This is a genomic window from Bartonella sp. MR168JLCBS (assembly GCF_042194175.1).
This window is the reverse complement of the sequence record NZ_JBHIMP010000585.1, coordinates 1-250: the sequence shown is the minus strand read 5'-3', so window position 1 is coordinate 250 and position 250 is coordinate 1. Positions and strand designations below refer to the sequence as shown.

Genomic DNA, 250 nt, shown 5'->3' with positions numbered 1-250 from the left:
AAAGACCTTTGTCATTTTTTACATTGATTGATTTTTGACTCAGAAGATCCATCTCTACAAGGGCATCGATAAACTGAGCGGTTTTTTCCATAGCGCTTTTAAAGCTTTCAAGAAAACGAATACGCTCTTCCATGAAGGGAGAAACAGATCCATCCGAATTAAAAAGTTCTGTACCTGCAACCTCATTGAACATGCCTGATTGCTGATCAAAGCAAACAGAAAGTTCTTTTTCATTTTTAAATTGTGCAAG

1 protein-coding gene is annotated in these 250 nt (G+C 36.4%); it reads right to left on the bottom strand.

All coding sequences use genetic code 11. The features are described from left to right. Positions 1–250: SapC family protein (locus tag ACFIK8_RS12850; protein WP_375669643.1), on the bottom strand; the 250-nt coding region annotated here is incomplete at both ends.